We start from the raw sequence: 21,163 nt of genomic DNA, 5'->3' as shown, positions 1-21,163 counted from the left end.
GAGGACCGATGGAACCGGTGGCTGAACTGGTGTCAGCCAGGGGGAACGCCCCCGACAAAACCGGAGGTAGAAATGTTCACCAGCCGCAAGTCCGCCGCCTCGACGCTGGTTTCGCTCATCATCGCGACGCTCGCCATCCTCGGAATCGCGAGCGGAACTGCCTCCGCCGACACCCACTGGAAGTCCGTCCCCGTCACCACCCAGGGCCCGACCGACTGCCCCGCCGACACCCACTGGAACGCCGAGCTCCAGATCTGCGTCGAGGACACCCACTGGTGAACCATGCTCCACCGAAGCCTCCACCCCCTGACGAACCCCCGTCCTGCGCCCCTCAGGACGGGGGTTCTTTCGTGTTCACGACGAACGGCCCCGGAGCCGAAGCTCCGGGGCCGTTCAGGCAGTCAGACCAGGGCGATCAGGCGCCCTCGGCCGCCAGGTCGTCGTCGTCCATGTCCTTGCCGCCGTTGACCGGCTTGGCGCCGTTCTTGCGGGTGCGGCGCTGCGGACGCGGCAGGGCGGTGGGCGGCGGGGGAGGCGTGGGCGAGCCGCCGCCGAGGATGAGCTCGGCGAAGGTGGCCATGGCCTCGTCCAGCTGGCCGCCGATGCGCAGTTCCGACTCCTGGTTCGACTTGCGGACCAGGGACTGCAGCGCGTCGGTGTCCGGGCGGGCCGAGACGGTCTCGCTGACCTTGGACAGGCTCGCGTCGACCGCGCCACCGAGCTCGGAGATGCGGGTGGCGAAGTCGTCCTCGACCTTGTCCAGGCGGTCGGTCATCGTGTCGAGCTTCGAGGTGACCTGCTCCAGGCGGCCGGCCAGTGCCTCGAGGCGGTCGGCGGCGTCGACCTGGTCGCGGGACTGCTCGATCGCCGCGTACAGGGCGGTGCGGGCCTCGTCCAGCTTGCCGTTGACGACGTTCTGGGTGTCGGCGACGGCCGACGCCAGCTCGGTGCGGGTCTCGGCGAGCGAACCGGCCAGGGAGTCGCGGGTCTCCGCCACGACACCGGCCAGCTCGCCGCGGGTCTCCGCCACGGCGCCGGACAGTTCGGTGCGGGTCTCGGCGAGCGCGCCGGACAGCTGGTTGTGGCGCTCGGTCAGAGCGGAGATCAGCTTCTCGCGGCTGTCCGAGATCGTGCCGGCCAGCTCCCCACGGCTGTCGGCGATCGCGGCGGCCAGCTCGGTGCGGGTGGCGACCAGGGCGTCGCGCTGCTCGTCGGCGCGGCCGTGCACGCCCGCGAAGGAGTCCGCGAGGATCTTCTGCAGCGCCTCGCGGGTGCCGTCGAGGTGCTCGTGCACGCCCTCGTCCACCTCGTCGAGACGGCCGCGCAGCGCGGCTTCGAGAGCCTCGATGCGCTCGCGCAGCGGGTTCGTGACGGCGCCGGGGATCGAGTCGACCTTGCCGTCCTGCTTGTCCAGGTGGCCGTCGAGGTCGTCGATGCGCTTGTGGATGCTGGCGAGCTTGTCCTCGAGGCCGTCCATGCGGCCCGCGACGCCCTCGAAGCGCCCGGCGACACCGTCGAGACGGCCGTCCAGCTGGGCGAAGGGCTTGGCGAGCTTGTCCACCAGGGAGTCGACCGCGCGACCGATGTCGGCGACGGCGTTGTCCTGGGCCTCCAGCTTGGCGAGGGCTTCGTCCAGCCGCTCCGCGAGAACGCTGACCTCGGTGCGGTCCGGCAGCTCCGACAGGCGCTTGCGGACCGAACCCAGCGACTCCAGAGGTGACATCCGGGCGTGGATCTCGTCCAGCGCGTCGAAGATCTGCTGCTGCTCGCTCTCACGGATCTCCGCGGCGCGCGTGAGCATGTTGCGCATCCGATCGAAGGACATCGTGGAGTTGTTGTTCTCTGTCACGGCTGAGTGCCTTCGTCCAGGGGAGGGGGAGACCACGGGAGCCTATCCGCGTCACGGGACGCCTCTGTACCACCCCCGCCAGAAAACGGCCGGGTGCGGACGGGCGACTGACCCGGTCAGGCTACCCCGTTGCTCCGAACGCCAAGTTACCGGCGGGAAGCGAGCGGTAGCGACCGGTGATGTTCCTACCTTGGGGTGACTCAAGCCCCGTGACGGTTGCAGAAAGTTGCGGATCACGGATCGGCAACATCCGTGCCGTGACAAACGATCATAGCGGCGACAAGATCATTTTGGCCAGCGCTGAAGCGGCGTGTCGTCTGAAGTAACGTGTAGCAATGTCCACGCCGCTTACCTTGGAGTCCATCCGCAGCGCGCCGAAGGTGCTGCTGCACGACCACCTCGACGGTGGCCTCCGCCCGCAGACGGTGATCGAACTCGCCGATGCCTCCGGTTACCAGGGCCTGCCCACCACGGACGCGGGCGTGCTCGGCGGCTGGTTCCGCGACAACGCCAACTCCGGCTCCCTTGTGCGCTACCTCGAAGGTTTCGCCCACACGTGCGGTGTCATGCAGGACGAGGCCGCGCTGGTCCGCGTCGCCGCCGAAGCCGTCGAGGACCTGGCCGCGGACGGCGTCGTCTACGCCGAGATCCGTTACGCGCCCGAGCTGAACACCGAGAAGGGCCTCTCGCTGGAGCAGGTCGTCGAGGCCGTCCAGGAGGGCTTCCGCCTCGGCGAGCAGCGCGTCGCCGCGACCGGCCGCAAGATCCGCATCGGCACCCTGCTCTGCGCCATGCGCCAGAACGAGGGCTGGCTGCGCATCGCCGAACTCGCCGTCCGCTACCGCGACCTCGGCGTCGTCGGGTTCGACATCGCGGGCCCCGAGGCCGGCTTCCCTCCCACCAGGGGCCTCGACACGTTCGAGTACCTGCGCCAGCAGAACGCGCACTTCACCATCCACGCCGGTGAGGCGTTCGGCCTGCCGTCCATCTGGGAGGCGATCCAGCACTGCGGTGCCGAACGCCTCGGCCACGGCGTGCGGATCGTCGACGACATCAAGGTCTCCGGCGACGGCACCGTCCAGCTGGGCCGCCTGGCCGCGTACGTCCGCGACCGCCGCATCCCGCTCGAGATGTGCCCGACGTCGAACCTGCAGACCGGCGCCGCGGCCACCATCGCCGACCACCCGATCGGGCTGCTCGCCAAGCTGCGGTTCCGCGTCACGGTCAACACCGACAACCGCTTGATGAGCGACTGCACGCTCTCCAGCGAGTTCGCCACCCTGGCCGAGACGTTCGGCTACGGCTGGGCCGACCTGCAGTGGTTCACGATCAACGCCATGAAGTCGGCCTTCATCGGCTTCGACGAGCGCCTGGCGATCATCAACGAGCTGATCAAGCCGGGCTACGCCGCCCTGACCGCCTAGCTCTTCCGCACGCGGGGCCCTTTCGTACTGTGTGATAGTACGAAAGGGCCCCGCGTGACTTTCAGCATGCGGAATAAGCGGCTCAGTTGGTGTTGAGGCGGTCCTCGAACGAAGCCTGCAGCGCGCGGAACGCGGCCACCTCGGCGTCGTACGGGGCGGACGGCGCGAGGCGCGTCGGGTCCGGCGACACGACGAACGACACCAGCCAGCCCAGCGACTCGGACGAGGCCAGCGCGTCCTTCACGGACTCGTCGTCGGCCCAGTCGCCCGCGTCCTCGAACAGTTCGACGGCGAGGTCGAGCTGCTGCGGGTCGAGGGAGTCGGGGCCCTCCTCCATGTCCTCGGCGATGCCGGTCAGCACGTAGACGTTGTCGTCGTCCACGTCGACGTCGAGCTCACCCGCGGTGGCCTTGACCTTGACGTCGTTCCACGTCTCGACCTCGGCGAGGTCGTGGTCGTCGTTCTCGGCCACGAACCGGCTCAGGCCGCGCGGCGAGGTGAAGACCTCGATCTTGCCGCGGCGGCCCAGGAACACCGGGTCGTCGCCGAGGTAGCAGCGCAGCGTGTAGAACTCGCCGGCGGACGTGATGATCTTGATGGGGTCGATGCCCGCGTCGGCCCAGAAGCCGGTGGGGGCTTCCTTCTCCTCGTCGGCGGACTCGTCGTCCGCGTCGGCGGCGGAGGCGGCGGTGGCCTCCTCCAGGGCGGCGAGCTCCTCCTGGGCGACGGAGAGTTCCTTCTCGGGGACCTCCGGCGTGTTCACCACGCTGTCGATCGCGTCAAGGACCTCGTCCCACTTCTCGGAGACGACCTCGGACAGCTCGCCCCACAGCTTCGCGCCGTCGCGGCCGCTGAACGGCAGCGTGCCCTGCGGCAGCAGCGAGAAGCCCTCGGCCGAGTCGAGCACCTCGTGGACCTTCTCGAGGTCGCAGACGTCCGCGAGCGCGCGCACGATCGCGATCACGTCGGCGAGCTCACCGATGGTCCAGGTGTCCGGGTCCTCGGCGACGAGCTCGGGCACACCGACGAGGTCGAACTGGTGGTTGTCGTCCGGCGAGAGGTCCGCGACGCCCAGCGACGGCACGACCGGCCACGCAGGGTGATCGGTGAGGTCGTGCTCTTCCGCGGTGCGCACGAAGGCGGCGAGATGCGCGGCGTCGGGGAAGACGAACAGGTCCTCCTCGTCACCGAGGAACGCCTCCCACTCCTCGCCCTTCTCGCGCCAGCGGGGTGCCCACAGCGTGACGACGTCACCCTGCGTCAGCCCCAGCTCGATGGGGACGATGTCCTGCGCCATCCTGACCTCCCGGTCACGCCTGCCTGATGCCGTGGGCGAGCCTAACGGTGCTGATCACCGGCGCCCAAAGGGGTTCTCGAAGAAAGCGTCCTCGTCGGGATCCTCCACTACGGGCCTGCGCGGTCGCCGCTCGGGTGGTGCCTCCGGAGCTGCGGATTTGGGCGGCACGACGGGGTTCCACGTCGATCGGAAGGGTGAGTCGCCGGCGATCGACTCGACGTCGATCGCCATTCCGTCACCGAGTGCCAGCGCCATCCTGTTGAAGCTCGTCTGCACGGCCGCGTTGGTCGCGAGCCGCACGGTCTCGGTGACCACGTCGCCGACCGCCCGCGGCCCCTGACCCAGCAGCGCGGGGTGCAGGTGCAGCGCCTTGATCTCGCCTCTCGGGGACGCCGTGACGGTGCACAGCCCGTTCGGGTGCTCGACCGTCGCGGTGAGGGACTTCAGTTCGCGCTGCAGCTGTTCGGTGGCCTGCATCCGCTCTTCGTTCACCGCCGCCACCCGAACTCGTCCTCGTCGCGCTCGCGTTCGATGCCCAGCTCCGTCAGCTCCCGCGGGTCGACGACCCGTTCCAGCGTCTGGTGCAGCCGGCTGTTCGCGGTGCGCTGGGCCTTCTCGGCGATGCGCATGATCTCGGCGGCCAGTCCCTGCGGCCCCATCCGGAGCGCCGCGGCGCTCACCGCGATCTGCTGCGGCGGACCACCGGGCGTGCCGATCACCGTCACCGCGCCGTCCGGTGAGGACGCTCGTCCCGTGATGGGACCACTGCGCGTGACGTGCTCGGACACCGCCTGCTCGACATCGCGCACCTTCCGCGCGGCGCGCTCGACGTCGTCGTCCACCTGATCACCCCCTACTGCGACAGTGTGCCGCATGATCCTGCGTTCGGTCGTGCTGTTCGCCCTCGCCGCCCTCATGGAGATCGGCGGCGCCTGGCTCGTGTGGCAGGGCGTGCGGGAACACCGCGGCTGGCTGTGGATCGGCGGCGGCGTGATCGCGCTGGGCCTCTACGGCTTCGTCGCGACCCTGCAGCCCGACGCGAACTTCGGCCGGATCCTCGCGGCCTACGGCGGCGTGTTCGTGGCGGGTTCGCTCGCCTGGGGGATGGTCGTCGACGGCTTCCGCCCGGACCGCTACGACGTGATCGGCGCTCTCGTGTGCCTCGCGGGCGTGGCCGTGATCATGTACGCGCCTCGATGAGCGCGGTCAGCTCCGCGGCGACGTTGTCGAGTGGTTCGATGCTCCGCTGAGCCCGGCACATCGCGACGGCGCCTTCCGCGGCGGCGACGACGAGTTGGGCGAGGCTCTGCGCGCGGTGCTTCGCGACGCCGTGCTCTTCGAGCGAGTCCGCGAGCTGCCCGGACCACGTCCGGAACGCCCCGGCCGCCGCGGCGAGAGCTTCGGCGCTGGTCGTCTCCTCGACGGAGACCGCGAGCACGGGACAACCGGCCTGGAAGTCGGAATCGGTGACGATCTGCCGCCACAGCGCGAAGAACGCCTTCAGCCCCTCGGCCGGTCCCTTGCGGAGCTTCGCCGCGAGCACTTTCTGCACGGTGTCCGCCGCCCACTGCACGGCCTCGGTGGCGAGCTGGTTCTTGCCGCCGGGGAAGTAGTGGTACGTCGAGCCGAGCGGCGTCCCCGCGTGCTTGGCGACCTCGCGGATGCTCGTCGCGTTGAGGCCGCGCCGCCGGATCATGTCGGCCGCGCCCGTGACGATCTGCTCTCGGGACATCTTTCGCCTCTCTGGCTATAACGCTCGTCATAGGATAGCGTCCGCCGGGGGCTATTACAGTCGTCATAGACGGGAGATCGCCATGCCGATGATCGAGCTGACCGCTCCGGCCGGAGCGCTGACCGAGGCCGGCCGCAAGAGCGTGCAGCGCGACCTGGCCACGCTGCTGCTGAAGTGGGAAGGCGCCCCGGACAACGCGTTCTTCCGCTCGGTGGCGTGGACCTACCTGCACGAACTCCCCGAGGGCGCGCAGACGACCGCCGAGGACGACGCGCCGCGGTTCCGGGTGGACGTCCGGGTGCCGGAGGGCGTGCTGTCCGACCGGCGCAAGGCCGGGCTGGTGCGGGAGGCGACCGCGCTGGTGCTGGAGGCCGCCGGGCTCGCGGAGTCCGACGCGATGCGGGTCTGGGTGCTCATCCACGAGCAGCCGGAGGGGACCTGGGGCGCGGGCGGGCAGGTCGTGGACTTCACCGAGTTGAGGGCCGCCGCGCAGGCCGCCAAGTCCGCCGACGCGTGAGCTGACGGACGTGGCGGCCGGGGACTCCGGTCAGCCCGTCGGCCGGTAGAAGCCGTAGAACGACATCCCGCTGTTCGTCGTGCGGATCTTGCCGACCTGCACCGGGTCGCCGGCCTCGACCATCTGGCCGTTGCCGATCACCATCGCAACGTGCCCGTCCCACACCACGAGGTCGCCGGGCAGCAGCTGGTCCGGCGGCACCGACGCGCCCATCGCCTGCGACGAGGCCGGGCGCGGGATGTCGAAGCCCGCGTTCTTGTAGGCCCACTGCGTCAGCCCCGAGCAGTCCGTGCCCTGGGGCGGGTTCGCGCCGCCCCACACGTACGGGGTGCCCAGCGCGGACAACGCGTTCCGCACGGCCTTGGCCGCCGTTTCGTTCGGAGCCTCGGCGCTGCTGCCGTCGGGGAGGTTCACGCCGACGCCGGTGCCGGGCTGCGGCGGGATCGCGACCGGCAGTCGTGGGCCCGATCCGCCACCGCCACCGCCGCCTCCTCCACCGCCTCCGCCACCACCGCCGCCTCCACCTGAGCCGGAACCACCACCGGAACCAGAACCGGAGCCGGCCTCGGAGCTCTTCGGGGCGGGGTTGGACGCGCCGGCGGTCGACGTGGTGCCCTGGTCGACGCCGAACGGCTCGCCGAGCTTCGACAACGTGCCGACGTCCGGCTTCTGCAGTCCGTTCAGCTGGCCGACCAGCTGCGTCAGCTGGTCGCGGACCTTCTGCAGCTCGGCCGTGGTCTTGCTCTGATAGCCGGAAGCCATCCCGGCGAGATCGGCCACCGCGGCCAGCACCACGGCAGGCCCGGCCACCAGCGACGCGGCCAGGGCGGCGGCGAGCTTCGGCGTCGCCTTCGCGGTGAACTCGTCGATCAACCCCTGGATCGCGGTGCGCCCGCCGGTCACCGCGGCGACACCGGTCGAGGCCGCGGTCTTCACCGCGGAAGCGTTGCTCGCCAACAGGTTCGCGGCGGAGGTGAAGGCCGCGACGCGTCCGGAGAAGGCGTTGGCGCTCTCGCCGGACCACGTGTTGAGCACGGCCGTCGAGGCCGAGGTGTGCCGGGAACCCAGCTCGGCCAGCGCGGTCTGGGCGCGGCCGAAGGCGTCGCCGGCGCGGGTGGCGCCACCGGTGTCGCCGTCCAGCTTGGCCAGGTTCTCCTTCATGGGCGCGAGGAACTGGCTCAGCAGGCCTTCGACGCTCATGCGCGCGCGGCCTTGTTCAGCGACGCCTCGTGCGCCTCTTCCTGGGCGATGTAGGCGTCCCGGGCCTTCGCCACCGCCGTGCCGAGACCGGACAAACCGGTGGACGCGGCTTTCAACGCGTCGAGCTGCACCTGAGCGGCGGCAACGAAAGCGGCGTTGAGGCCGACCTCGTTGCCGATCTTGCCGAAGCAGTCGCCGGGCAGTGCGGTGGTGCCGCTCAACGTGCCCGTGCCGACCGCGCCGACCTCGCTCGCCAGACCGCTCACCGCCGACGCGTATCCGGTCAAGGCGTCGAGGTCGACCTTGAGACCTTGTTCCGCCATCTGAAAGCTCTTCCCCCAGTAGTGACTCGTTCGGCTTGATCCTGCCCCGATGAGCGGTACCTCGCCCGTCGTTCCGCCAAGATCATGGAACCGTGGGTGTGATCGAGCACTGGAACCGGGTCCTGGCATGGCTGGCGGAGCACGCGCCCGCCACCCGCGCCGTGCTGCGTCCGAGGTACGACGCGCTGCCGGAGCTTCGGGTTCCGCTCGACCTCCAGATGTGGTGGAGCGTCTACGGCGGTACCGAGGAGGGCCTCTACGCCGAGATCCTGCCGCCCTTCTACACGCCGCTGGATGCCGATCGCGCGTTCGTGCTGAGGGACACCCACACCAGCAAGCGCGCGGACGCCTCCGAGGCGGGCTCGCCCACGAGCGGTTTCCACCCGGCGTGGCTCCCGATCGCGTTCGACGGCACGGGGGACGTGCTCGCGGTGGACCTGCGGCCCGGTGTGCTGCGCGGGTGCGTGGTCGAGTGGGACCAGGAGCGCAACGAGATGATCAAGCCGGAGTGGACGTCCGTCGTGGAGATGTTCGACCAGGTGGCGACGGCCCTGGAGACCCGCAGCGCGGTCGGGCACTGCTTCCCCGAGGTCAACACCGCGGGGGAACTGGGCTGGCGGACTAGCTGACCGCGCGTTCGAGGATGCCCAGCGAGATGAGGCCCTCGATGATCTGGTCGACGCCCAGCGCGGCCAGCAGGACGCCGAGGACCCGCACGAGCACCCAGGCATAGGTCATCTTCACCCAGCGCATCGCGATGCCGAGCACGGCGATCGCAGCCAGGTCGAGCGCGATCACCGCGGCGAACCCGCCGGCCAGCACGAACGTCGTCTCGACCGACTTCGTGTCCGAGAGCAGGAACAGGTAGGCCAGCGCCACGGGGTTCGCGTAGTAGGCGGTGGCCAACTCGTGGGTGCCGCGCGTCTCGTCGTGCGTCGGCTCCTGTTTGCGGCCGAGCACGAGATCGAGAGCGTGCACGAAAAGGATGACGCCGCTCGCCAGGTACAGCGCGCCCTCGCTGATGTGGAAGATCGAGAGCAACGCCCGTCCGGCCACCACGACGAACAGGCCGACGCCCAGCGCGATCGCGGTGGAGGTCAACGCCACCCGCCAGCGCGTGCGGGAGTCGGCGCCCTCGGTGTCCATCAGGAACGCCAGGAGGATCTTCGGCGGGCCGACCACGGCGACGAGGATGCTGAACGCCTCCACGAACTTCATGGCCGCCATGATCGAGCGGCCGGCCCGGCGGCGCGCGTTGCTTCACGCCGCCGGGTGAACGATCAGACGTTGCCCGAGATGCCCAGGTACACGCCCTTGGCCCAGCCGGCCGAGTTGACCGTCTGACCCCAGGCGATGGTCTTGCCGAAGCACACCGACCACGAGTTCGCGGCGATCCCCGACGACGCGCAGGACCACAGGCCCAGTTCGCTGCCGGAGTTCACGTCCTGCAGGTCCATCTCCGCCGTCGTGGAGAAGAGGCCGGACCTGTTGTTGCGCACGATCACCGCCCCTTGGACCGAGCCGCCGCTTTTCGACCTGATCGCGCAGACCTGTGCGATCACGTTCGTGGCGACGGTCCGGCTGCCGGCGCACTTCCACGTGGCCGGGCTGCCGATGATCGGGTTGTCGTTGCCGTACGGCACCCAGGTGCCGGCCGCGGCCGAGGCCGTTCCGGCCATCGTGAGGCTCAGCCCGAGAAAGGCGGCGGTCGTTCCGGCGATCAGCTTCATGATTCTCATGGCCCCACGATGTGCGGCCGGACCTGCCGGAACCCTGCTGGATTCCTGCTACCTCGCGGAGGCGAGCGAGCGCTGCGGCACCGCGGCGGCGGTCTTCACGCGGGCGTACACCTTCACGGCGGTCAGCGCGCCGAGCCAGCCGAGCGCGGTGCCGGCGGTGTTGGTGATCAGGTCGTCGACGTCGAAGATCCGGTTGGCCCAGATCAGCTGCGAGCCCTCGATCGCCAGCGAGACGCCGTACCCGATCAACGCGGCCTGGCCGATCGAACGACGGCCCCAGAACATCAGCATCGCGCCCAGCGGCACGAACATCAGCACGTTCAACGTCATCTGGTCGAACGCGATCTGCCCGTCGCGGAAGGTGTCGGCGATCCACTGGAACGGCACCAGCTGCACGGCCTGACGCGGCGGGACGGTCTGCATCGGCAGGAACGTCGCGGCGAACAGCATGCTCGCGTAGGTGGTGACGGTGGCACTGCGGAAAGTCAGCTGACGGAAGAACAGCTGCGGGAGCAGGAAGACGACCGACAGGAAAAGGCCCCACTGGATGCTCGCGAGCTGTGCATTCGTCATGAATCAAAACTAAGAAAAAGGCCCTCGGCGCACATCGCGCTGAGGGCCAGTTCCGTCCTCGTACTTCCGGCCGAGTGCTACTCGGCCGCGTAATCCCGTGGGCTGATCCCCCGTAGTACCGGACCGCACGCCAGGGCTGCCACCAGCGCGACCACCATGCCGACGGCCACCGGAGCGAGCACCCACGGCGTGATCGGCATTTCACCGCGGCCCACCAAACCGCGCGCCAGCGAGAGCAGTCCAACGCCCACGACAATTCCCGCGCCGCACGCCGCGATTGTGACGGCGAACACCGGCAACATCACTTCGCGGCGCAATGCGTGACCGAGCACACGAATTGGTGTGCCGGCCGCGATCAACGCGCCGAACGTGCGCCTGCGGTCGATCACCGACCCGGCCGCGGCCACCCCGGCACCGATGCCGCCGAGCACCGCCGCGATCGAGAGCCCGATGATCGTGGCGCGCTGCAGGTCGTCCATCAGCGTGCCGCCCCACAGTTCGCGCTGCTCGCCGTCGATCAGCCGGACACCCGGCAGCGTGCCGATCAACGCGGTGTGCACGGCGTCGCGGTTGTCCGGTGTCGTCGGCACGCCGACCATCGACACCTCGCCCTCGATCCCCGGCAGCAGTTCCGGATCGATCACCCCGCTGATCCGGCCGTGGGACTGGAACGGCCGGGTTTCGTACCGCGCGGGCAGCTTGGACGTGACGACGTCGTGCGGGCCGGTCGACCTGAACACGTCGCCGTTCAGCTCCGAGTACGAGTACACGGCCGGTCCGGGCTTGCACGTCAGTCCGTTCAGCACCTGCGCGACGTCAGTGCACTTGCCGACGATCACGTACGTCCCGTAGTCGCTGTCCTTGCCGGTGCTCACCGTGCCGTTCAGCATCGTGACGATCGGCGCCGAGGTCTGCAGGCGCAACGGCGTGACGTCGTGCGCCACGTCCTCCGCGACGATCGCGTCCGTCTTCCACGTGCCGTCGCGGTACGGCACCTGACTTTCCAGTCCCGGCAACATGGTCAGCGCCATGGAGCCGGTGAACACGGCGATCACCACACCGGCCGAGCCCCGGAACGCCGCCACCGGATCACCGGCCAGCCGTCGTCCCGCCAGCAACGTCGACGGCTTGCGCCACCGCCCGACGAAGAACCGGCCGACCCACGCCGTCATCACCGGTCCCGCCAGCACCAGCGCGAACGCCACCGCGCCGAGACCGAGGAGCACCACGGTGAACTGGCTGTCGCCGCTGGTCGCCTGCGCGTACGTGATGCCCAGGAAGAACACGCCCATCGCTCCGGCGATCATCAGCAACCGCCACGACCGCACCTTGCGCTTCTCCTCGGCGGCGAGCGGCCGGTTCACCACCCGCCGCAACCCCATGATCGCCGCCGCGATGACCAGCACCGGTGCCAGCACGGCCACCGCCACCACGACCGCGGGCGAGGGCACGAAGTCGCCCGGATACCAGGTGCCGCCCTCCCACGGGATCATCGCGGTGATGTGGCTGAACGGCTGGGCCAGCAGCACGCCCAGCACGCTGCCGACGACCGCGCCGACCGCCGTCTCCACGGCCGTCATGACCACGACCTGGCGCGGGCTGGCACCGGCGAGCCGCAACGCGGCGAGCCTCCGCTCCCGCTTCGCCGCCGTCAGCCGGGCGGCCGAGGCGACCAGCACGAGACACGGCACGACGAGCACCACGAGTCCGACGCGGGTGAGCAGGTAGAGCATGCCGTGGTAGTCGTCGCGGTACGAACCGGCGCCGCCTTGCAGTCCGGGCGCCGGATAGCCGTTCGCGACCTTCTCCTGGCCGACGATCGCGACGAGTTCGCCGGGGAACTTCAGCGCTTCCGGCCCCAGCAAGCCGATCTGCGTGCCGGGGAAGCGGTTGCCGAGCTTCTCCGCGGGCGTGCCGCGGACGAGGTCGGCGAGCGCGGGGGACAACAGCACCTCGCCCGCCTCGGGATACTTGGTGATCCCCTTCGCCACCGGCACGGTGTCCGGCTTGAGACGGGCGACGTCGAACCGTTCGATGAGCTTGCCGTCGAACGAATCCCGGTTCGCCGCAACGGAGATCGTGCCGTTCTGGCCTCCGCCCATGATCTCGCGCCACGCCGTGCGGTCGGCTCGCGCCTGCAGTCCGTTCGGTGCGGCGACGAGCCACAGCACCAGCGACACCGCGATCATCACGCCGAGCGCGACCAGCACGGTGGCGACCTGGCTGCGGCGGTCCCGGCGCAGCACCGCGAGAGCGATCCTCACGCGGACACCGCCTGTTCGATCATCTTGGGCGCGATCCGGCCGTCCTGGATCTCCACGACTCGCAGCGCGCGGTCCGCGATCGCCTTGTCGTGCGTGACGATCACGACGGCCGCGTCGGTCTCCTCCGCCGCCTGCAGCAGGGCGGTCATCATCTCCTGGCCGGTGCGCGTGTCCAGGGCGCCGGTCGGTTCGTCGGCGAAGATCACCCGCGGCCGGTGCGCCAGGGCGCGCGCGATCGCCACCCGTTGCGCCTGCCCACCGGACAGCTCTCCCGGCCGCCGCTTCTCCAGACCCTGCAACCCGAGCCGCGAGAGCCACAGCCGGGCCGCGCCGAGCGACTCCTCGCGCGAACGACCGGCGAGCAGCATCGGCAGGGCCGCGTTCTCCTCGGCGGTCAGCTCGGCGACGAGCATGCCCGACTGGAACACGAACCCGAACGCCGTGCGCCGCAGCTCGCTGCGTCCTGTCTCGTTCAGTTCACCGATCGCGCGCCCGTCGAGGAACACCTCGCCGCCGTCGGCGCGCAGGATGCCGGACAGCACGTGCAGCAGCGTCGTCTTGCCGGAACCGGACGGACCGACGACGGCCAGCACGTCCCCGGCGGAGATGTCGATGTCCACCCCGGCGAGGGCGTGCACGTCGCCGTAGGTCTTGACCAGGCCACGAGCGGCCAGAACCGAATTCATGTCTTCACCGTGCCGGGTGCGCGCGGCGAAAACCTCAGCCTTGACGACACACCGGATCAGCCGGATGACCGAGGCCGGAGAGGTGTGGTGGTCCTACCGTTGTCTGCCGTGGACAGTCATCGGGGCCAATGGCCGATCGCCGCCGCTCTCGCGCTGCTGATGCTCGGCGAGCTCGTGCTCATGAACGGGCCGGGCAGCGCCGAGGCGCTGGTCTGGCTGCTGAGCGTGCCACCGTGCATCGCGGCCGTCACGTCGTTCAAGTCACGTGCCTTCGCCATCCCGGTGACGGTGACGTCGATCTTCGTGTCGTCGTTCATCTTCCGGCTGTTCAACGTGAACCTGCCGACGCTGCTGAGCCCGCTGACCGTCGCCGAGACCGCCGCGTGCCTGGTCCTGACCGCGGTCATCGTGCGCGAGGAACCGCGTCGCGCCGCCACCTGGTCGGTCGGCTCGCTGATGGCCGTGAGCTTCTTCGCCGCGATCGTCCGCGACAACTGGATCTCGTCGAGCAACTACAACGAGATGCTGGGCTCGCTGGTCCTGGGCTTCGGCGCCGTCGGCATCGGTCTGTACTTCCGCGCCCGCGACACCGAGAGCGGCCGGCTCATCGCGGCCGCCGTCACCGACGCCCAGAAGGAGGAGCGGATCGCGCTGGCCCGCGAGCTGCACGACGTGGTCGCCCACCACGTGACGGGCATGCTCGTGCAGGCCCAGGCCGCGCTGGAGGTCTCCGACGACGACCCGCGCGCCGCCCACAGGTTGCTGCCGGGCATCGTCCGATCGGGCACGGAAGCGCTGGGCGCGATGCGGCGGATGGTCGGCACCCTGCGTCAGGGCGAGAACGAGGTCGCCACGACCGACCTGGCCGCCGACGTCATCTCGACCGTCGAACGCACCCGTGAGCTCGGCTTCGAGACACGGCTGCGCATCGACCTGCCCGACGAGGTGCCGCCTGAGCTCGGCCGTTCGGTGTTGCGCCTGGTCCAGGAGTCGCTCACGAACGTGCACAAACACGCCCAGTCCCCGACGATGATCGACGTGGAGATCTCCCGGACGCAGGGCGGCGCGCTGCGCGTGGTCGTCGCCGACGACGGCCGGCCTGGCGAGCTGAACCAGGGCGGATACGGTCTCGTAGGCATGCGTGAGCGGGTCGACCTGCTCGGCGGCCTGTTCTCGGCGGGCCCGCGTGAGAACGGCTGGCAGGTGCTCGCCGAGCTACCCCTGGAAGGGACGAAGTGATCTCGGTTCTCATCGCCGACGACCAGGAGATGGTCCGCGTCGGTTTCCGGATGATCCTGGAGAAGCAACCGGACATCACCGTGGTCGCGGACGTGCCCGACGGCATCTCGGCCGTCACCGCCGCCCGCGAGCTCAAGCCGGACGTGGCGCTGCTCGACATCCGCATGCCCGGCCTGGACGGCCTCGAGGTCACCAAGAAGCTCTCGCCCACGACCAAGGTCGTCGTGGTGACGACGTTCGACCTGGACGAGTACGTGCACACGGCGTTGGAGAACGGCGCTTCCGGCTTCCTGACCAAGGACGCGGGACCGGCGTTGCTGGTCGAGGCGGTGCGGGCGGCGGCGCAGGGCAACGCGCTGATATCGCCCCAGGTCACCGTGCGGATGCTGGAGCACTTCGCCCGGCCGGCCGAGCGCCCCGACCTCGGGCTGCTGACCGCACGCGAGCAGGACGTCGTGCGCGAGGTGGCGCGCGGGCTCAGCAACCAGGAGATCGCGTCGGAGCTCTTCCTGTCGCTGTCGACGGTGAAGACACACCTCGCGTCCGTGCAGACGAAGCTCAACGTGCGCAACCGGGTCGGCATCGCCTCTTGGGCGTGGCGCGCTGGTCTGGTGAACTCCTGAGCATGTCCGAGCACCCGTCGACGGAGTTCCCGCGCAGCATCGGCAAGGTCGCGAACCGCGAGCTGGCGTTGAACGGCTACACGACGTTCGACTCGCTCACGAAGGTCTCCGCGAAGGAGCTGCTGAAGATCCACGGCATCGGCCCGAAGTCGATCAGGATCCTCGGGGAGGAGCTGGCGGCGCAGGGCAAGGCCTACGCCGCCGACTGATGGCTTACACCCCCATGGGGTGCCAGACCGTCTTCGTCTCCAGGTAGGCGCGCAGCCGCGACATGTCCGGCGTGACCGCGAAGTCCTCGCTGACCTTGTTGCGCAGCACGCGTTTCACCGTGCCGGCCGCACTCCGCTCCAGGTCCTCGCGGAGCGACTCCGGTGCGCCGGTGAGGTCGAGCGCGTTCACGTCGGCGTGCGACGCGAGCCACGGCGCGATCTCGGCGGTGCGGCCGGTGATGATGTTGACCACGCCACCCGGCACGTCGCTGGTGGCGAGCACCTCGGACAGCGTGATCGCGGGCAGCGGCCGGTCCTGCGAGGTGATGACCACCGCCGTGTTGCCGGAAGCGATCACCGGGGCGATCACCGACACCAGGCCCAGCAACGACGACTGCTGCGGTGCCAGCACGGCCACCACGCCCGTCGGTTCCGGCGTGGAGAACGAGAAGTACGGCCCGGCGACGGGGTTCGCGGAACCCAGCACGGCCGCGATCTTGTCCGTCCAGCCCGCGTACCAGACCCAGCGGTCGATCGCGGTGTCCACGATGGACTGCGCCTTCTTCAGCTGCACGCCTTCAGAAGCCGCGACCTCGCTGATGAACTGCTCGCGGCGGCCCTCCAGCACCTCGGCCACGCGGTACAGGACCTGGCCGCGGTTGTACGCGGTGGCACCGGACCACTTGTCGAAAGCCTTGCGGGCGGCGGCGACCGCGTCCCGGGCGTCCTTGCGGGAGCCCTGCGCGGCGTTGGCGAGGAAGGTGCCCTTCGAGTCGGTCACCGGGTAGCTGCGGCCGGACTCGGAGCGCGGGAAGGCGCCGCCGATGTAGAGCTTGTAGGTCTTCGCGACCGTGACGCGATCAGACATCGAGGTAGGCCTCCAGACCGGTGCGGCCGCCCTCACGGCCGAAGCCCGACTCCTGGTACCCGCCGAACGGGGCGGTCGGGTCGAAGCGGTTGAACGTGTTGGACCACACCACACCGGCGCGCATCCGTTGCGCCATCCAGAGAATGCGCGAGCCCTTCTCCGTCCACACACCGGCGGACAGGCCGTACGGCGTGTTGTTCGCCTTGGCCACGGCCTCCTCCGGCGTGCGGAACGTCAGCACCGACAGCACCGGGCCGAAGATCTCCTCACGGGCGATCCGCATCGCCTGCGACACGTTCGAGAAGACGGTCGGCGCGAAGAAGAAACCCTTGTCCGGCAACGGACAGGACGACGTCCACCGCTGCGCGCCCTCGGCCTCGCCCGACTCGGTCAGCTCCTTGATCTTGGTGAGCTGCTCGCGCGAGTTGATCGCGCCGACGTCGGTGTTCTTGTCCAGCGGGTCGCCGACGCGCAGGGTGTTGATCCTGGCCTGCAGCTTCTCCAGCACCTCGTCGGCGACGGATTCCTGCACCAGCAGGCGGCTGCCGGCGCAGCAGACGTGGCCCTGGTTGAAGAAGATGCCGTTGACGATGCCCTCGACGGCCTGGTCGAGCGGCGCGTCGTCGAACACGATGTTCGCGGCCTTGCCGCCCAGCTCCAGCGTGAGCTTCTTGTTCGTCCCGGCCAGCTGGCGCTGAATGATCTTGCCGACGTCGGTCGACCCCGTGAACGCCACCTTGTTGACGTCCGGGTGCTCGACGAGCGAGGCACCGACGTCACCGGCGCCGGGGATGATGTTGACGACACCCGGCGGCAGGTCGCACTGCTGGATGATGTCCGCCAGCACCAACGCCGTGAGCGGCGTGGTCTCGGCCGGCTTCAGCACGACGGTGTTGCCGCACGCGAGCGCGGGTGCGATCTTCCACGCGGCCATCAGCAGCGGGAAGTTCCACGGGATCACCTGTCCCGCAACGCCGAGCGGCAACGGGGCGGGCCCGTAGCCCGCGTAGCCGAGCTTGTCCGCCCAGCCCGCGTGGTAGAAGAAGTGCGCCGCCGCCGTGGGCACGTCGACGTCGCGCGACTCCTTGATCGGCTTGCCGTTGTCGAGCGACTCCAGCACCGCGAGCTCGCGCCCGCGCTCCTGGATCTGCCGCGCGATCCGGTAGATGTACTTGGCCCGCTCACTGCCGGGCATCTTCGACCACACGCGGTCGTAGGCCTTGCGGGCGGCCTTGACCGCGGTGTCCACATCGGACTGCGACGCGGTCGAGACCTCCGCCAGCACCTCTTCGGTGGCCGGGTTGATGGTCTTGAGCGGTTCGCCGGTGCCCTCGACGAACTTGCCGTCGACGAACATCCGGTAGTTCGGCTTGAGGTTCGCGATGTCCCGCGACTCGGGCGCGGGGGCGTATTCCCACATGTCTTCAGTCCACCGTCACGTAGTCCGGGCCGCTGTAGTGGCCGTCCAACTGGGTCCGCCGCTGCATGAGCAGGTCGTTCAGCAACGTCGACGCGCCGAACCGGAAGAGGTGCGGGTCGAGCCACTCCGGCCCGGCCACCTCGTGCACGGCCACCAGGTACTTGATCGCGTCCTTGGTGTTGCGGATGCCGCCGGCGGGCTTGACCCCGCGCAGCTCGCCGGTCTGGTTCTTCCAGTCCCGCACGGCCTGCAGCATCACGTGCGTCACCGGCAACGTCGCGGCGGGCTGCACCTTGCCGGTCGACGTCTTGATGAAGTCACCACCGGCCAGCAGCGCGAGCCACGACGCGCGGCGCACGTTGTCGTAAGTCACGAGCTCGCCGGTCTCCAGGATGACCTTGAGGTGCGCGTCCCCGCAGGCTTCCTTGACCTTGACGATCTCCTCGAACACCAGCCCGTACCGGCCGGACAGGAACGCACCGCGGTCGATCACCATGTCGACCTCGGACGCGCCCTGTTCGACGGCGAACCTGGTGTCGGCCAGCTTGATGTCGATCGTGCTGCGCCCACTGGGGAACGCGGTCGCGACGCTGGCGACGTTGATCCCGGTGCCCTTGAGCTCGTCGGCCGCCGTCTTGACCATGTCCGGGTAGACGCAGACCGCCGCCACCCGCGGCACTTCGGGCCGCTCGGGGTCCGGCCGCTTCGCCTTGGCGGCCAGGCTGCGCACCTTGCCGGGCGTGTCCGCGCCTTCCAGCGTGGTCAGGTCGACCATGCTGATCGCCAGGTCGATGGCGTGCAGCTTGGAGGCCTTCTTGATGCTCCGCGTGCCGAGGCCCGCGGCTCGTTGCTCGACGCCGACCTGGTCGACGCCGGGGAGCCCGTGCAGGAAACGCCGCAGCGACGATTCGTCGCGCACGGCGTCAGCCAGGGCCGACGGCAGTGTCGTTGGAGCAGCCATGCCACGGAGTCTAAGCGGAATGGGACGCCCGTCCTAAGTGAGGACGTTCGCGCTGATCAGGCACTGTGGAAGCAGGTCGGATACCGCTCCGTCAGCTCCAGCTTCGCCATCTCGAACTCGAACAGCGCGGTGTCGTTGTCCGCGAAGTCGGCGCTGCCCAGACACTCGTCGAGAACGGCGCTCAGGTTGCGCAGCACGGCGCACTTGCGCGCGGCCGGAATCTCGTCGACCCACAGGCAGTTGACGATGGCGGCGGAATCGCAGACCTCGACGTCGGCGGGGTCGGTGGAGCTCGCCCGCAGCTTGCCGATCACGACCTCGAAGTAGCCGCTGCGCATCGTGACGTCGCCGTCCGCGAACGCGATCATCGCGACCATCGTTTCCTCCTGGGCAGTTCGTACGGGCAGCCGTCCTAAACGAGGACGTTCGCGCTGATCAGGCAGTCCTCGAGGGTGGCGAAGCTGCCCACGTCCGGCCCGTTGACGGCGAGCGTCCAGCGGCCGTCGTAGCTGAGGATCACGAGCAACCCCGTGCGGCCCAGCCGCTCGAAGATCTCCGGCAGCTCGCCGGGATCGACGTGGTCGCCCAGCCACGACCAGTCACCCGGCAGTGTTCCCACATGTCCCTGGACGAACCCGATCACCTGGTGGAAGTGCCGGAGGTCGGCTCGCCGCGTCCCGGTCGCACCGAGATCCGGGTGCCGCAGCACGACGGTCCACGGAGGCAGGTCGTCCGCGTAGCGCGGGCCGTCCATCTTGAGCCAGACGTCCACGCCTTCCCGTGCCGCGCCCTCGACGAGGTCGGCGAACAGCATCACCGCACCAGCTCGCGCCGGTTGAGCGGCACCGTGCGCTCGTCGATCTCCGGCGCGTCCTGCGCCGCGCTGCCGGTCCGCTTGAGCTTCTGCCACGGCAGCACCGCACCGGCCAGTGCGGTGATCACGGACTGGATCACGACCAGGTACATGAGCTGCCGGTAGACGACCGGCTGCAGCGCGACCGCCCACAACGGCCGCAGCCGTTCGCCGTCGAGCCGGAACGCGATCACCGCCGGGATCAGCTGCAGCGCCAGGAACCCGAGCCAGGCGAGAGCGCCGGCCACGGGGTCCGACCACAGGCTCAGCACCGCGAAGACGTCGATCGCGGGCGCCAGCACCGGCAGCGCCACCTGATAGAGGAAGAGGCGTTGGTTTCGTTGCGTGGCAACGATGTTTGCCTCGGGTGACGGAGTGGTGGCGTCCGTGGTAGTGGTGACCGCGGGCTCTGCTGCCTCCGGGATGGGCAGCAACGTCGCCGGGTTCACCGGGCCGCCGGCGAGCGCGACGATGAGAAGCACCATTCGTTCTTCGGCTCGGCTCCGCGAACCGTCAGTCGAGCAGTTCGCGCAAGATCTGGGACTTCTTCTTCTTGGGCCCCTTGACCTCGACACCGCCCATGATCGCGAGCCCGGTGATGCGCACCGTCGGCGCGCCCGGGATGTGCCGGCGGCTCGGAGCGTGGTCCTCGAAGGCGCCCATGAAGCCGAACCCGTCGACGTTGACGTTGATGTCGTCGGGCACGCGGATCTCGACGCCGCCCCAGAACGCGAACACGCTGATGGTGACCTCGGCCTCGGCGAACCGGGCGTGGGTCAGGTCGATCTCGATGCCGCCCATGACCGCGACGGCGTTGTGCATGCGCGGAACGGTCCACTGGCCCTTGCGGTTGACGCCGGACCAGAAGGCGACGGACACCGCGCTGCCGGGCTGGCCGCCGATCCGGTCGCTCACCGCGGGCTGGTACTGCGGCACGGCGGCGGGTTGCTCGAGGCCGCTCAGCACCAGATCGGCGGTGATCGGAACGAGTTCGCCGTAGGTCTTCGCGGCGTAGACGGCCACGAGCCGCTCGTCCAGCTCGTGGATGTCGAGGCGACCTTCGGCGGTCGCCTTGTGCAGCACCTGCGCGATCCGTTCCCGGTCCGCGTCCGAGGCGCGCATGTGACTCTGGTCAGCGGGTACCAGCTCGTCGCTCACCCGATCGAGTCTAGAACCGTCACTTCCTGTTCGGGGCGAACTTCACGGTGATCGCAAATGCCAGCACCAGCAGTGCTCCGAGCGCCGTAGCGAGCGTCGGGCTGTGACCCCAGAGCACCGGCAGCACGCCGATCACCACCGCCAGCGAGGCCGACACACCCAGGATGAGCAGCGGGGATTCACACAACTGCTGGACGGGCTTCTGTTCGATGGTCACCGTTCGCACCT

28 protein-coding genes are annotated in these 21,163 nt (G+C 69.6%); 8 read left to right on the top strand and 20 right to left on the bottom strand.

The genetic code is table 11. The annotated features are described in order from the left end of the window. The first annotated feature begins 72 nt into the window (after positions 1 to 72). On the top strand, positions 73 to 279 hold the full coding sequence (locus G7043_RS06020) for a hypothetical protein (protein WP_166044524.1): 207 nt from the start codon (positions 73 to 75) through the stop codon (positions 277 to 279). A 136-nt stretch (positions 280 to 415) separates the two neighbouring features. On the opposite strand, the gene G7043_RS48080 is transcribed toward G7043_RS06020, so the two are convergent. Then, complete coding sequence (locus G7043_RS48080) at positions 416 to 1,825, bottom strand: hypothetical protein (RefSeq protein ID WP_242641840.1); 1,410 nt, start codon at positions 1,823 to 1,825, stop codon at positions 416 to 418. Between the two features lie 359 nt (positions 1,826 to 2,184). Here G7043_RS48080 and G7043_RS06010 point away from each other — a divergent pair, with 359 nt between their 5' ends. Next, entirely contained in the window at positions 2,185 to 3,273 is a 1,089-nt protein-coding gene (locus tag G7043_RS06010) for an adenosine deaminase (protein ID WP_166044523.1), read from the top strand. A gap of 82 nt (positions 3,274 to 3,355) precedes the next feature. Here the strand turns inward: G7043_RS06010 and G7043_RS06005 are convergent, their stop codons facing one another. From G7043_RS06005 to G7043_RS05995, 3 genes are read right to left on the bottom strand one after another with little or no spacing between them, the layout of a single operon-like run. Beyond that, the gene (locus G7043_RS06005; RefSeq protein WP_166044522.1) at positions 3,356 to 4,570 is read right to left on the bottom strand and encodes a primosomal protein; all 1,215 of its coding nucleotides are present in this window, start codon (positions 4,568 to 4,570) and stop codon (positions 3,356 to 3,358) included. A gap of 54 nt (positions 4,571 to 4,624) precedes the next feature. Further along, positions 4,625 to 5,062 (bottom strand): YbaB/EbfC family nucleoid-associated protein, encoded by a 438-nt coding sequence (locus tag G7043_RS06000; RefSeq protein WP_166044521.1) that lies wholly within the window; start codon positions 5,060 to 5,062, stop codon positions 4,625 to 4,627. Further along, on the bottom strand, positions 5,059 to 5,412 hold the full coding sequence (locus tag G7043_RS05995; protein WP_207310568.1) for a hypothetical protein: 354 nt from the start codon (positions 5,410 to 5,412) through the stop codon (positions 5,059 to 5,061). The genes G7043_RS06000 and G7043_RS05995 overlap by 4 nt, the downstream gene beginning before the upstream one ends. Positions 5,413 to 5,443: 31 nt before the next feature. Between G7043_RS05995 and G7043_RS05990 the strand changes: the two genes are divergently transcribed. Beyond that, positions 5,444 to 5,770, top strand: coding sequence for a YnfA family protein (locus G7043_RS05990; protein ID WP_166044520.1), 327 nt, complete (start codon positions 5,444 to 5,446; stop codon positions 5,768 to 5,770). On the opposite strand, the gene G7043_RS05985 is transcribed toward G7043_RS05990, so the two are convergent. Further along, a complete protein-coding gene (locus G7043_RS05985; protein ID WP_166044519.1) occupies positions 5,751 to 6,302 on the bottom strand; it encodes a TetR/AcrR family transcriptional regulator in 552 nt (183 codons plus the stop codon). The genes G7043_RS05990 and G7043_RS05985 overlap by 20 nt on opposite strands. A gap of 82 nt (positions 6,303 to 6,384) precedes the next feature. Between G7043_RS05985 and G7043_RS05980 the strand changes: the two genes are divergently transcribed. Further along, on the top strand, positions 6,385 to 6,819 hold the full coding sequence (locus G7043_RS05980) for a tautomerase family protein (protein ID WP_166044518.1): 435 nt from the start codon (positions 6,385 to 6,387) through the stop codon (positions 6,817 to 6,819). A 30-nt stretch (positions 6,820 to 6,849) separates the two neighbouring features. On the opposite strand, the gene G7043_RS05975 is transcribed toward G7043_RS05980, so the two are convergent. Continuing rightward, entirely contained in the window at positions 6,850 to 8,019 is a 1,170-nt protein-coding gene (locus G7043_RS05975) for a bifunctional WXG100 family type VII secretion target/C40 family peptidase (protein WP_166044517.1), read from the bottom strand. Then, complete coding sequence (locus G7043_RS05970) at positions 8,016 to 8,342, bottom strand: hypothetical protein (RefSeq protein WP_166044516.1); 327 nt, start codon at positions 8,340 to 8,342, stop codon at positions 8,016 to 8,018. The genes G7043_RS05975 and G7043_RS05970 overlap by 4 nt, the downstream gene beginning before the upstream one ends. Positions 8,343 to 8,434: 92 nt before the next feature. Here G7043_RS05970 and G7043_RS05965 point away from each other — a divergent pair, with 92 nt between their 5' ends. After that, positions 8,435 to 8,971, top strand: a complete 537-nt coding sequence (locus G7043_RS05965; protein ID WP_166044515.1) for an SMI1/KNR4 family protein — start codon at positions 8,435 to 8,437, stop codon at positions 8,969 to 8,971. Here the strand turns inward: G7043_RS05965 and G7043_RS05960 are convergent. The 5 genes from G7043_RS05960 to G7043_RS05940 all read right to left on the bottom strand — a co-directional run bounded on the left by G7043_RS05960 (position 8,964) and on the right by G7043_RS05940 (position 13,604). Then, a complete protein-coding gene (locus G7043_RS05960; protein ID WP_166044514.1) occupies positions 8,964 to 9,560 on the bottom strand; it encodes a MarC family protein in 597 nt (198 codons plus the stop codon). The two genes, G7043_RS05965 and G7043_RS05960, sit on opposite strands and share 8 nt — an antisense overlap. A 62-nt stretch (positions 9,561 to 9,622) precedes the next feature. Then, entirely contained in the window at positions 9,623 to 10,081 is a 459-nt protein-coding gene (locus G7043_RS05955) for a hypothetical protein (protein WP_166044513.1), read from the bottom strand. Between the two features lie 48 nt (positions 10,082 to 10,129). Next, entirely contained in the window at positions 10,130 to 10,654 is a 525-nt protein-coding gene (locus tag G7043_RS05950) for a VanZ family protein (protein ID WP_166044512.1), read from the bottom strand. A gap of 77 nt (positions 10,655 to 10,731) precedes the next feature. Continuing rightward, positions 10,732 to 12,918: an FtsX-like permease family protein gene (locus G7043_RS05945; protein WP_166044511.1), complete on the bottom strand. Its 2,187-nt coding sequence runs from the start codon at positions 12,916 to 12,918 to the stop codon at positions 10,732 to 10,734. Beyond that, the gene (locus tag G7043_RS05940; protein WP_166044510.1) at positions 12,915 to 13,604 is read right to left on the bottom strand and encodes an ABC transporter ATP-binding protein; all 690 of its coding nucleotides are present in this window, start codon (positions 13,602 to 13,604) and stop codon (positions 12,915 to 12,917) included. The genes G7043_RS05945 and G7043_RS05940 overlap by 4 nt, the downstream gene beginning before the upstream one ends. Before the next feature lie 108 nt (positions 13,605 to 13,712). On the opposite strand from G7043_RS05940, the gene G7043_RS49790 reads away from it, so the two are divergent. From G7043_RS49790 to G7043_RS05925, 3 genes are read left to right on the top strand one after another with little or no spacing between them, the layout of a single operon-like run. Next, entirely contained in the window at positions 13,713 to 14,843 is a 1,131-nt protein-coding gene (locus tag G7043_RS49790; RefSeq protein WP_166044509.1) for a sensor histidine kinase, read from the top strand. Further along, positions 14,840 to 15,466, top strand: coding sequence for a response regulator (locus G7043_RS05930; protein WP_166044508.1), 627 nt, complete (start codon positions 14,840 to 14,842; stop codon positions 15,464 to 15,466). The genes G7043_RS49790 and G7043_RS05930 overlap by 4 nt, the downstream gene beginning before the upstream one ends. Before the next feature lie 2 nt (positions 15,467 to 15,468). Next, on the top strand, positions 15,469 to 15,675 hold the full coding sequence (locus G7043_RS05925; protein ID WP_166044507.1) for a hypothetical protein: 207 nt from the start codon (positions 15,469 to 15,471) through the stop codon (positions 15,673 to 15,675). A 4-nt stretch (positions 15,676 to 15,679) separates the two neighbouring features. Here G7043_RS05925 and G7043_RS05920 read toward each other — a convergent pair whose 3' ends face one another. From G7043_RS05920 to G7043_RS05885, 8 genes are read right to left on the bottom strand one after another with little or no spacing between them, the layout of a single operon-like run. Then, on the bottom strand, positions 15,680 to 16,543 hold the full coding sequence (locus G7043_RS05920) for an aldehyde dehydrogenase family protein (protein ID WP_166044506.1): 864 nt from the start codon (positions 16,541 to 16,543) through the stop codon (positions 15,680 to 15,682). Beyond that, complete coding sequence (locus G7043_RS05915; protein WP_166044505.1) at positions 16,536 to 17,963, bottom strand: aldehyde dehydrogenase family protein; 1,428 nt, start codon at positions 17,961 to 17,963, stop codon at positions 16,536 to 16,538. The genes G7043_RS05920 and G7043_RS05915 overlap by 8 nt, the downstream gene beginning before the upstream one ends. Before the next feature lie 4 nt (positions 17,964 to 17,967). Further along, entirely contained in the window at positions 17,968 to 18,924 is a 957-nt protein-coding gene (deoC, locus tag G7043_RS05910) for a deoxyribose-phosphate aldolase (protein WP_166044504.1), read from the bottom strand. Between the two features lie 56 nt (positions 18,925 to 18,980). Beyond that, positions 18,981 to 19,301: a hypothetical protein gene (locus G7043_RS05905; protein WP_166044503.1), complete on the bottom strand. Its 321-nt coding sequence runs from the start codon at positions 19,299 to 19,301 to the stop codon at positions 18,981 to 18,983. Between the two features lie 35 nt (positions 19,302 to 19,336). After that, positions 19,337 to 19,738: a hypothetical protein gene (locus G7043_RS05900; protein ID WP_166044502.1), complete on the bottom strand. Its 402-nt coding sequence runs from the start codon at positions 19,736 to 19,738 to the stop codon at positions 19,337 to 19,339. After that, positions 19,738 to 20,262, bottom strand: coding sequence for a hypothetical protein (locus tag G7043_RS05895; protein ID WP_166044501.1), 525 nt, complete (start codon positions 20,260 to 20,262; stop codon positions 19,738 to 19,740). The genes G7043_RS05900 and G7043_RS05895 overlap by 1 nt, the downstream gene beginning before the upstream one ends. A 28-nt stretch (positions 20,263 to 20,290) precedes the next feature. Then, positions 20,291 to 20,935 carry a DUF1707 SHOCT-like domain-containing protein gene (locus tag G7043_RS05890; RefSeq protein ID WP_313887714.1) on the bottom strand — a complete coding sequence of 215 codons (645 nt, stop codon included), beginning with the start codon at positions 20,933 to 20,935 and terminating at the stop codon, positions 20,291 to 20,293. A 19-nt stretch (positions 20,936 to 20,954) separates the two neighbouring features. Next, a complete protein-coding gene (locus tag G7043_RS05885; RefSeq protein WP_166044500.1) occupies positions 20,955 to 21,152 on the bottom strand; it encodes a hypothetical protein in 198 nt (65 codons plus the stop codon). Positions 21,153 to 21,163: the final 11 nt, after the last annotated feature.

Origin of the sequence: Lentzea alba (genome assembly GCF_011067745.1) — a bacterium.
Taxonomy (GTDB): domain Bacteria; phylum Actinomycetota; class Actinomycetes; order Mycobacteriales; family Pseudonocardiaceae; genus Lentzea; species Lentzea alba.
This window is presented reverse-complemented; position numbering and strand designations above follow the sequence as displayed.